The 10,253-nt window shown below is 41.4% G+C and carries 10 protein-coding genes; 7 read left to right on the forward strand and 3 right to left on the reverse strand.

The genetic code is table 11. The features are described from left to right. Positions 1-230: 230 nt before the first annotated feature. The gene (locus O9290_RS02430) at positions 231-743 is read left to right on the forward strand and encodes a PEP-CTERM sorting domain-containing protein (protein ID WP_288059079.1); all 513 of its coding nucleotides are present in this window, start codon (positions 231-233) and stop codon (positions 741-743) included. 268 nt (positions 744-1,011) lie between these two features. On the opposite strand, the gene O9290_RS02435 is transcribed toward O9290_RS02430, so the two are convergent. After that, positions 1,012-2,583, reverse strand: coding sequence for a hypothetical protein (locus tag O9290_RS02435; protein ID WP_288059077.1), 1,572 nt, complete (start codon positions 2,581-2,583; stop codon positions 1,012-1,014). Positions 2,584-2,931: 348 nt separating this feature from the next. Here O9290_RS02435 and rfbF point away from each other — a divergent pair, with 348 nt between their 5' ends. The 3 genes from rfbF (at position 2,932) to O9290_RS02450 (ending at position 5,412) form a co-directional block, all read left to right on the forward strand. After that, on the forward strand, positions 2,932-3,762 hold the full coding sequence (gene rfbF / locus O9290_RS02440; protein ID WP_288059075.1) for a glucose-1-phosphate cytidylyltransferase: 831 nt from the start codon (positions 2,932-2,934) through the stop codon (positions 3,760-3,762). 87 nt (positions 3,763-3,849) lie between these two features. Then, positions 3,850-4,029: a polysaccharide biosynthesis protein gene (locus tag O9290_RS02445; protein ID WP_288059084.1), complete on the forward strand. Its 180-nt coding sequence runs from the start codon at positions 3,850-3,852 to the stop codon at positions 4,027-4,029. 102 nt (positions 4,030-4,131) lie between these two features. After that, entirely contained in the window at positions 4,132-5,412 is a 1,281-nt protein-coding gene (locus O9290_RS02450) for a hypothetical protein (protein ID WP_288086642.1), read from the forward strand. 235 nt (positions 5,413-5,647) lie between these two features. On the opposite strand, the gene O9290_RS02455 is transcribed toward O9290_RS02450, so the two are convergent. Together O9290_RS02455 and O9290_RS02460 are read right to left on the reverse strand one after the other, a co-directional pair. Further along, positions 5,648-6,550: a hypothetical protein gene (locus O9290_RS02455; protein ID WP_288059071.1), complete on the reverse strand. Its 903-nt coding sequence runs from the start codon at positions 6,548-6,550 to the stop codon at positions 5,648-5,650. Positions 6,551-6,557: 7 nt separating this feature from the next. Further along, entirely contained in the window at positions 6,558-6,944 is a 387-nt protein-coding gene (locus O9290_RS02460; RefSeq protein WP_288059069.1) for a hypothetical protein, read from the reverse strand. A 402-nt stretch (positions 6,945-7,346) separates the two neighbouring features. Between O9290_RS02460 and O9290_RS02465 the strand changes: the two genes are divergently transcribed. The 3 genes from O9290_RS02465 to rfbH all read left to right on the forward strand — a co-directional run bounded on the left by O9290_RS02465 (position 7,347) and on the right by rfbH (position 10,014). Next, positions 7,347-7,499: a hypothetical protein gene (locus O9290_RS02465; RefSeq protein ID WP_287730926.1), complete on the forward strand. Its 153-nt coding sequence runs from the start codon at positions 7,347-7,349 to the stop codon at positions 7,497-7,499. Then, a complete protein-coding gene (gene rfbG / locus O9290_RS02470; RefSeq protein ID WP_288059067.1) occupies positions 7,484-8,602 on the forward strand; it encodes a CDP-glucose 4,6-dehydratase in 1,119 nt (372 codons plus the stop codon). Before O9290_RS02465 ends, rfbG begins: the two co-directional genes overlap by 16 nt. A 74-nt stretch (positions 8,603-8,676) precedes the next feature. Continuing rightward, a complete protein-coding gene (gene rfbH / locus O9290_RS02475) occupies positions 8,677-10,014 on the forward strand; it encodes a lipopolysaccharide biosynthesis protein RfbH (RefSeq protein ID WP_288059062.1) in 1,338 nt (445 codons plus the stop codon). The last annotated feature ends 239 nt before the right edge of the window (positions 10,015-10,253 follow it).

The following is a 10,253-nucleotide window of genomic DNA, read 5'->3' on the forward strand; positions in this document are numbered from 1 at the left end:
TAACCCTTATATAGAAAGGCATTTAGCGATTTTTGACAATTGTTTTTGATCTAGAGCGAACTAATCCATTAAGTCTCTTACCAGATAAGGATTTAGTCGATTTATGCCCCCCTATCGAACCATACCAAGTAACGAAGAACCCAAAATAGCTTGACATAAAACCTGATTTAGGGGTTACAAAGGTGAGCATGAGCAATGCCCACCTGAGTTTTTTTTAAGGAGTAATTACCATGAATAAAGTTGCTTTAATCACAGGTTTATCCCTAGCATATTTTGGTGTTAATGTCAATAGTTTGCAAGGGGCAAATATCACCTACAATTTTCAAGGTGTCATAACTTATGGAAGTCTGACGGGAACTTATTCCGGTTCGGCTAGTTTCGATAATGCGGCGATTACAGGAGTGGATTTTGAATCTATCCCCTTGACCAATATTAGTTTTAATCTACTCTCCAATACCTTTAATCTCGCTTCGGCCGATGCCCCTCCCGTGGTCAATTATTTCGATGAGACTTTTATTGGCATCGATTATAGTGTCACCTCTACTAATGCTTTCTTTCCCATCGCTAATTTTGCCCTGACTAGCGGATTGTTTAACCTCAGTGAAGCGGCTTTTGCCTATACTCCTCGCTTGGGTATTGCGGGACAAGGTAGCCTAACTTTTAGCAAAGTTCCTGAACCTTCTATCGTTATCGGTTTAATCATTTTAGGAGGAATAGGTTTTGTCCTCCGCAAAAGGCCATAACTAATTTGAGACTTCCTTCGCTAAAAACGCCTACGTCTAAAGCTCTTGCTAAAGTAACTCAAGAATATATTTTGGTCTGTAATGAAGTTCCGGGGGAAGGCGATAAGTTGTCTATTTCGAGGTTCCCTATTTTAGCACGATGGTAAGTAGGGAGGCACAATTATTTGTAGGATGGGTTAGCGGTAGCGTAACATAATCAGGCGTTGGGTTTCATGCTTCAACCCAACCTACGTTCATCTTATATTTAATTCCACCCACCTACTTATTTCTACTCAATTTTATAGAGATAGGCTTCCGGGGTTTCAAGAAGGGAAGTCATCGGGCGATCGAGAGGGGGGGTTTTGGCGAGGGTAAAAATTGGAAATAAATCGTTCATTTGGATAGCCATTTTAAATTTCGGCTGTATATAATAACTACCCGATGGGCAGGCATTGGTTATCGTTAGCTCTCTTTTGGTCATAAAGGTATCGATATAATCATACTGACCATGCTCTTTTCTTTTGCCTTTCTTGGCCGGATCACAAAGGGTTGAACCGACCGGAATCTGATTGATAATTTCCACTGTATCGGCCACGGATAGGAGTCTTTCGGAACCGTATTTACTAGCAAGATAACGTTGATTGAAATAGAGATTAGTTGCGATAGAATAGCCGATGATAATTGCTAGAACTAGACCGAGGATCCTGTCGAAAGTCTTAGTAAAGTTTAGATAGGCCAGACTAGCGATCGCCAAGAGGATAGGAGCAAACCAGAGTAAGATTTTACGATGGGAATAAAAATGCTCATCAGGATAATTAGAGGAAGCGTAGAGAAAAATTATCCAAGTGATCGCAAAAAAGCCGATCAGTGTTTTATTGCCTCGATATTTTTTGATGACTATGTATAGAGAAATGCCGAAAAAAATAGCCGAAACTACGACATTGAAAATCGATATATTGTCATTCAAAAAAAACACTTGATTACCCAGATAAACCGTTTCCCAAATCGCTTTAAATAGACGAGTGAACAGATTACTCGATGGTTCACCGCTCGCCCCCTTCTCCGTGAGCGCTCTCACCAGTCCTTTCGTATTGGCGAAATTCCGAACTATCTCACTATTCCAATACATAATCAAGGCGAGATTTGCGGAGAGAATCGATAGAAAAGGCAAAAGACATTTACGAGTATTCTTTCGATTTCGATAAACAAACCATAGAGAGGCGATAACAGAAGTCACTGGGATAATTAACATCGTGGTGGTGTGTAAACTCACCAATATAGCGACGGTAATCCCGAAGAATATCCAAGCTATAGCCTGATAGAGCAGCGGCTTACTCGTTTCCATCTGGAAACGATAGAGTAAAGCAAAAACGAGCATGAAAAAGGGTATTGGGCTAGGACACCAGAAAAAATTATTAATGAAATAGTCCGCATAAATCGTGCTATACCAAAATCCTGCCAAACTGGACAGGAGAAGACGTTTATCTTGTTCTACATTTTCTAAAAGTTGATAAACAAAGTAGATTAAGAGGGGAATCGATAGAAAAGAAAATAGTCCATTGGTAAGGACTTGAAATTCGGGAGCGGTACCGAAAATTGTCAGAGGAAAGGCTAAATAAGTATAGAGGGGGGGGATTGTGAATCCATATTTTCCACCACCCCCCGGTGGTCCCAATTGAGGAAAGTTTCCCTTCCACATATCCATCGAAAGATAACCAAGGGTAATCTGATCGGGATCCGGTCCGATATCGAAGGTAACGTATTCAAAGATACTGACAATCCTGGTGAAAAAGGCAAAGGCGATCGCTAGAATCCCTAAAATCAGTGCCGTTACTCGGACTTTATTGATTGATTTCCCCATAAGTGTCGGTATTTTTATCCTAAAATTGTCTGGTAGCTTCGTGACCGTATACCCGAATATTTATCTTCGCATGGTAGCACGAATTTCTAGTCCTACTCGGTCAGAATTATAGCGTTAAAGATGAAGTATAACCTGATTTAGCATTACTGGCCGACTCCCCAAAACGAAAACTTCGTACCTCACCATAAAGATAACTGCTATAGGATTTAAGAGCCTGTTTAGCAATAAACTGGGTACACTCGCTTAACAAAATTTTTTTTAGACAGATCTTGGACACAATCAGGAATCCCGTGTTAAACTGCCTCGATAAGATGATGTCACTCTCAAGACCCTTCACTATATAATCTAATGGTAATACAATCGGTCAGTTTAACAGTTAAGGACTATAAGTCTAACATTCCCGTGGCTATCTTGTGTGGTGGCAAAGGAACCCGACTGCGGGAAGAAACCGAATTTCGACCTAAACCGATGATTGCTGTCGGAAATCGGCCAATTATTTGGCATATCATGAAAACTTATGCCCATTATGGCTTAACTGACTTTATGCTCTGTCTAGGTTATAAAGGGGAAATAATCCGGGACTATTTCTTTAGCTATGATTGGAATCAAAGTGATGTCCTCTTAGAGTTAGGCAATAAAAAAGTGACCAAACTCGATAGTGGACATGATGAAGAGGACTGGCGTATTTGGTTAGTTGATACGGGACAGGAAACCATGACGGGAGGCCGTCTTAAACGTCTCACCTCTTATATAGATCAAAGCGGAAGTGAGATCTTTTTGGCCACCTATGGGGATGGGGTTTGTGATGTGAATATTGCGGATCTGTTGGATTTCCATTACTCTCATGGGAAATTAGCGACCTTGACGGCGGTTCGTCCTCCTTCTCGCTTTGGCGAGTTAGTGATTGAGGATAATCTAGTCAGTCAGTTCCAAGAAAAGCCCCAAACATCTGAAGGATGGATTAATGGGGGCTATTTTGTCTTAAATCGCAAGGTTTTGGATTTAATTGAGGGAGATGCGACGACTTTTGAAGCACAGCCCCTCAGAACCCTGGCCGCTTTAGGAGAACTCACCGTCTATAAGCATGATGGGTTTTGGCAGTGCATGGATACTTATCGAGAAATGGAAATGCTCAATCACCTTTATGACACTGGACAAGCTAGATGGAAAATATGGTAAAGGAAGGATTTTGGTCGGGCAAAAAAGGTCTTTATCACGGGTCATACTAGCTTTAAGGGGTCTTGGCTGGGGTTTTGGTTACTCCATCTGGGGGCAGAGGTAAAAGGCCTCAGTTTAGCTGCCAATACCACCCCCGCCTTATTTGAGCAATTAGACTTAGCTCAAAACCTGAGTCATCATATAGGGGATATTCGAGAGGCTGAGTTAGTGGCCCGTTTAATCGCCTCATGGCAACCGAATGTAATCTTTCATTTAGCGGCGCAATGATCGTCTTATACTGAACTCAGGTCATGGACAGATAGTCAATCCTTGAATAGCAGGAGGCACAAAGTGGACATAGTAAATTCAATACATCTCCAGATTAGGAAAATGCTCAAAAAGCAATCAAAAATTGATGGCAGATTTTTGGTAGTTGCTGCACTTTTAGGATATTTTGGGTTATTGTATCTAGCTAATTTTTTTGTTCCCTATCACAAGTTTTGGAGGAAACTAGGGGTTCCTGCGGTTAAAAGCCCTTTTATCGATCTTGCAGCCGTATTAGGGGCTTTTGATTGTGATCGATTGACAGGCGAAGTTTCCCTAACAAATAATTCCTGCTTCACTCAAATAGCTTATCCTAGTAGTTGGTCTTCATTAACTTGGCTGGGTTTAGAGCAGCGTGATACTATATTTTTAGGAGTTTTCTTTGCTTTAATTTTTTATGTTATAACTTTAATTATCATTGGCAGATTAAATTATCAAGAAGCTATAGTTTATGCCCTAATTTTATGCTCACCACCGGTAATGCTTTTAGTGGAACGTGGCAACGTAGATATTGTTATCTATTCTTGGCTGGGTGTCGCACTAATGATAATTAAGAATAGCCGAGCATTAATTTTTAGGTTGTGTGCCTATTTATTAATATTTTTTTGGGGGGTTGTTAAACTATTTCCAATTTTTGGACTGGCGGTAATTCTTAAAGAAAAAAGAAATCTATTTCTGTTCTTGTCGGCTATTTTTACCACTGCTTTTATTACTTATTTTCTCGCTAGTATAGGGGAGATTAAAACTATCTCAAGCATTCATGATGGGAGAATTTGGTATAGTTTTGGCTATAAAGTCCTCTTTGGTGCAGTCAAATATATTCTATCAAAGCTTACTAGCGGCGAAACTGATCTTAAAAATACGATCATATATATGATGTATATAATTATGATTTTATTTACTATGTCAATCTTAACCAGAGTTTTATTGTCGAAATTTAAAATTTTTAAAGAATGGCTTAGTTCGGATTTTGTCTCAACCGATTCGGACAAATCTTTAGATAAAAGTCGATACATTGATTACTTCCGTCTTGCGGCAGCAATTCATTTAGGAAATTTTCTTGTTATTGGCATGCTTTATGATTACAAATTAACTTTTCTAATCTTTGCCCTTCCTCAAATTTTGGATTGGATTAAGCAAGAAAATCAATTGAGCTTACCTTCCAGTATGGCTTTAGTCGCTATGGTGACAACCTTTTACGCAAGTCCATTCTTATATCCTTGGTTAGTTGATGAAATGATCAATTGGCTCTTAGCTGCCAATTTATTATACATGGCAATTCTCTCTATGCCTGAATGGCTAAAAAGTTTAGTCCATAGGAGATTGTCTGGCAAATTTTCCGTATAAAAGTTTAACCACAGGCTAATGTATAGCAAAACTCAATGAATTGTAAAATCCCCTCATCCCTAACCCCTCTCTCACTCTGGAGAGCGGAGAAGAATTGTGTTTAAGAATCATTGAGACTGGCTACGTTAAATACTTCCTGAGACTTTTGACTGACAACTAAAATGCCTTTTTGTCAGGCTGTCCCAGCATAAGTGAGTAGCAATTTGACAGCTTTCAAAGCCAGAGCGCGGTGGAATTAATATTTATATTCCCCTGTCAGTTTTCTGACCAGTTTCCAGACAAAACGATTCCAAGGTTTTCTGTACAAGTACCGACTACTGGCAGTAGGTTGTCTAATTTTAAAATCAGTGTTGCTGATATCATAGACCTTTGCCAGGTCTTTCAGAGTGAACTCAATAGGGGTTTTATCAACTAGCCGCTCAAAAACTTCAACATTATTTTTAAGAATATCATCCTTTTTTTTCAACAATGGATATGGCTTCTTGGCGTGTCGATTAAACAAAAACAATGCTTCTGTTGGCTCATAATGCTGCGGCTTTTGAATTTTACTATGGCCACCGCTGCGGGCATTCTTAACTCGAATGTCAGTAAAACACATTTGCTTCAGGGGAAAGGTTTGATAACAAACCCACTGAAGATACCAATCAGTACGATGTGCCCCATGATAAATCGCTGGTAAGATGACATCAGCATAGCTTTGGGAGAGGATTTGAGATTCTGCATCATATCCGCTAATGGGAAAGCATTTTCTGGAGATTAAATCCTCATAAGAAGCTTTAATCGGCAGAAATGCCCACTGTTTAGGATCGTAAAAAGTTGCAGCAATAGGATGATATTCATCGAGTAGTTCTTTGATCTTTTTAGGAATATCTACCCCTTCATCAGCAACAAAGGTAACATCATCATCGATAAAAATGTAGTATTCATAATCTTTGGGAACTTCCCTATATAGCAAGCTTCTGCCCTCACTCCAAGTTACTCCTTTCGCAGTAATGAAAGCATTGGGGTCATCTTCCGTTGCCCAATTAAGGCGATAAAAGTCACTAAATTCAGTAGTAAATAGTTCTCGTTTTTCTATAGTGCAAGGCTCATTAATTAGTTGGCCCTGTTCCAAAATACAGAAGGTTTTTTTACTCATTTACAAATTAGATAAAGTTCAGTACGAGTTCAAATTTTAGCTTAACATATAGCCAGTCTAAACGATTTGCCAACACCACGAGCATCACGTCTCCAGAGTGGGAGAGGAGATGGGGGTGAACCGGTCCCCACGACCCACCTAGGTAGGCCACAGCACCCTTCATGTCACGCTCAGTACATAGCCCTAAGTTTGAAGCAGCCATAGGGTCGGCAGGAGGCAGGAGTAAATGATTAAATTGTACTTCAGGTGAGTTAAAACCGCTATGTAACACTTTCGAGTCCAGAACAATATTAAAATCCCTGCCACCCAAGCATAGCTGTATGTTCACACCAAATTCAAGCCATATACAATAAGTATAAATACTTAATTGATTTTCCCTTGAATCACGAGGCATCGAAAATCAAGAACGACTCTCCCCGCTCAGAAGTTCCCTGCTCCCCTTTTGTCTCAGCTAACCATTCTAGATGCCTAATGGGACTTAGACAAAAAACAAATCGAGAAAAGCCTCAACTCCAATCCCAGCTTGGGATTTACTTCGAGAAGCCCAAAATCGCTGAAACTCAGATAGATCAAGGAAAATCATAAATCGAGGTTAACCCTTTGTCCCGTAATGGTTTGAGCCTTTTTTGCTGACCGAAAACGCCTAAGTCCCACTAACAGCTTAACTAATTGACATCCTCGGTCAAGTTCCTGTATAGTGGCTCCCAAAGATTTAGGGTGATGGCTTTAAGCCTTCTCAAAAATTCTTTTCGGCGATTACTGGCAGAAAGCCGCTGAAATTAACTGAAAACCCGGCATGGCGAGTCTATTTGACTTGCGGACAATAATAGCTCCCCTCTCCCCCTGGGATGAGCCTGATGGGTTTTGGCAGTGTATGGATACTTACCGAGAAATGGAAATGCTCAATCACCTTTATGACACTGGACAAGCTAGATGGAAAATATGGTAAAGAAAGCATTTTGGTCGGGCAAAAAGGTCTTTATTACTGGTCATACTGGCTTTAAGGGGTCTTGGCTGGCGTTTTGGTTACTCCATCTGGGGGCAGAGGTAAAAGGCCTCAGTTTAGCCCCCAATACCACCCCCGCCTTATTCGACCAATTAGACTTAGCTCAGAACCTGAGTCATCATATAGGAGATATTCGAGAGGCTGAGTTAGTGGCTCGTTTAATCGCTTCATGGCAACCGGATGTAGTCTTTCATTTAGCGGCACAACCCTTGGTGCGGCTTTCTTATCTGGAGTCGGTGGAAACGTGGAACACAAATGTTATGGGGACTATTCACGTTTTAGAGGCCCTCAAAAGCCTGACTCATCCCTGTGCCGCCGTGTTTATTACTAGCGATAAGTGCTATGAGAATCGGGAATGGGTCTATGGTTATCGGGAAAATGACCCCTTGGGGGGTTACGATCCCTATAGTTCTAGCAAAGCTGGGGCGGAATTGGCGATCGCATCTTGGCGAAATTCCTTCTTTAAAACCCCTCAAACCCCCATCGGCATTGCCAGTGCCAGGGCAGGAAATGTCATCGGTGGCGGAGATTGGTCTCTAGATCGGATTGTACCTGATGCGATGCGGGCTTTGATAAAGTCGGAAGCGATTCCGGTGCGGAACCCTCTAGCGACTCGCCCTTGGCAGCACGTTTTAGAGCCTTTGGGGGGCTATTTACGGTTAGCTGAGTCGATTTATGAGCAGTTGATGACGGCTAACTGGCAGCAAGACAGCCGGGGGTTATATGGGGCGTTTAATTTCGGTCCGTCTCTGACTTCTAATCGCCCAGTTAAAGAGTTAGTTGAGTCTATCCTACAACTTTGGCCAGGAACTTGGCTCGATCAAAGTGATCCGAATGCTGTTCATGAGGCTAAATTGCTTAATCTAGTCACGGATAAGGCTTTCCATACCCTAAAATGGCAACCCGTCTGGGATTTTCGGCAAACCCTCAAGGAAACGGTGACATGGTATTATCAAGCGGCTCAAATGGACTCTGAAGATAAAGCACAATTCCAAGACCTTACCCGCCAACAAATCGAATATTATCAAAGTTGTCTGATCGATTAGCGAACTCAAGGCTGATAATGGTCCAAATTAAGTAATAATTAAGTTCAAATTTCTCCCCTGAAAGGAAATTAACCATGACTCAATCTATTTCTCCCCCCAATACAAATACTGAAGCAGAACTGCGAGAGCAAGTCTTTCAAGCAGTACAAGAATATTATAAGCACAAATTTCAACCCCGGGCTTTTGTGGCGGGGCAGACCTATATTCCGGCATCGGGTAAGGTATTTGATGAGCAAGAATTAGTCAAATTAGTGGATTCTTCCCTAGATTTCTGGTTAACGACGGGCAGATATGCGGCGGAATTTGAGGAACGTTTTGCCCAGTGGATGGGGGTAAAACATTGTTTATTAGTCAATTCTGGTTCTTCAGCCAATTTAGTGGCCTTAAGTGCCTTAACTTCCCCTAAATTGGGGGAAAAACAACTTAAACCGGGGGATGAAGTGATTACCGTCGCCGCAGGTTTCCCGACTACAGTTAACCCCATCTTTCAAAATCAGCTAATTCCGGTCTTTTTAGACGTTAAATTACCCGGTTATGACCTCGACATCCAGCAGCTGGAATCGGCCTTGTCAGAGAAGACTAAAGCGATTATGATCGCTCATACCTTGGGAAATCCGTTTAATTTAGAAGCGGTGATGGCTTTTGCCGAAAAACATGACCTCTGGGTAGTCGAGGATAACTGTGATGCGGTGGGAAGTCTTTATAAAGGGCAAAAAACCGGCACCTTTGGGCATTTAGCAACAGTTAGCTTTTATCCTGCTCATCACATGACTATGGGAGAAGGGGGAGCCGTTTTAACCAGCGATACCCGCTTGAAAAAGATTGTCGAGTCATTCCGTGACTGGGGGAGAGATTGTTGGTGTCCTCCAGGGGTAGATAATACCTGTAATAAGCGCTTCGGTTGGCAGTTAGGAGATTTACCCTTTGGTTATGACCATAAGTACACCTATTCTCATGTGGGTTATAACCTGAAGATGACCGATATGCAAGCCGCCGTCGGGGTAGCGCAACTGGATAAATTGCCAGGATTTATCAAAAAGCGCCTGGAAAATTTCGACTTTTTGCATCAAAAGTTACAGGAGCTTCAAGATGTTTTAATTCTGCCTGAAGCCAGCCCGGATTCTGAACCGAGTTGGTTCGGGTTTCCGATTTTTGTTAAGGAAAATGCGCCTTTTAGCCGCAATGATTTGGTTAAGCATTTGGAGGAAAAACGCATCGGCACAAGGCTATTATTTGGAGGAAATTTATTGCGACAGCCTCTTTATAAGGGGTTAAATTATCGAGTCGTTGGGGATTTAAGCAATGCCGATAAAATCATGAGTAGTGTTTTTTGGCTGGGCATTTATCCCGGATTAACGGAGGAAATGTTAGAATATGTTGTCTTGACGCTAAAAAATTTCTGCAAAGGGTGATTAAGGGAAAACCGACTTTTTTAAGTATTCTTGGCTTTTCTTAATGAAAAAGAGATAAACATGACACCATCTGCTATTGATTTACCGACAAAATCAACGATAATCACCTGGGAAAAACTGCCAGATGATTTTATTCTACCTGACGAACCTGTGGACAACAACTTGCAGCCCCTATTAGCAGCCGCTTTACGAGAATCGTTAGAATTAGCAGGACTAATTCTAGAATCGATGCTAATTGC

This window comes from Microcystis sp. LE19-41.2A (genome assembly GCF_027530405.1).
In the GTDB taxonomy this organism is placed as follows: domain Bacteria; phylum Cyanobacteriota; class Cyanobacteriia; order Cyanobacteriales; family Microcystaceae; genus Microcystis; species Microcystis aeruginosa.

Excerpts from the sequence above, each read along its gene's own strand:
- O9290_RS02430 (WP_288059079.1), top strand. The coding sequence starts at position 231 with ATGAATAAAGTTGCTTTAATCACAGGTTTATCCCTAGCATATTTTGGT.
- O9290_RS02435 (WP_288059077.1), bottom strand. The coding sequence starts at position 2,583 with ATGGGGAAATCAATCAATAAAGTCCGAGTAACGGCACTGATTTTAGGG.
- rfbF (WP_288059075.1), top strand. The coding sequence starts at position 2,932 with ATGGTAATACAATCGGTCAGTTTAACAGTTAAGGACTATAAGTCTAAC.
- O9290_RS02450 (WP_288086642.1), top strand. The coding sequence starts at position 4,132 with ATGCTCAAAAAGCAATCAAAAATTGATGGCAGATTTTTGGTAGTTGCT.
- O9290_RS02455 (WP_288059071.1), bottom strand. The coding sequence starts at position 6,550 with ATGAGTAAAAAAACCTTCTGTATTTTGGAACAGGGCCAACTAATTAAT.
- O9290_RS02460 (WP_288059069.1), bottom strand. The coding sequence starts at position 6,944 with ATGCCTCGTGATTCAAGGGAAAATCAATTAAGTATTTATACTTATTGT.
- O9290_RS02465 (WP_287730926.1), top strand. The coding sequence starts at position 7,347 with ATGGCGAGTCTATTTGACTTGCGGACAATAATAGCTCCCCTCTCCCCC.
- rfbG (WP_288059067.1), top strand. The coding sequence starts at position 7,484 with ATGGAAAATATGGTAAAGAAAGCATTTTGGTCGGGCAAAAAGGTCTTT.
- rfbH (WP_288059062.1), top strand. The coding sequence starts at position 8,677 with ATGACTCAATCTATTTCTCCCCCCAATACAAATACTGAAGCAGAACTG.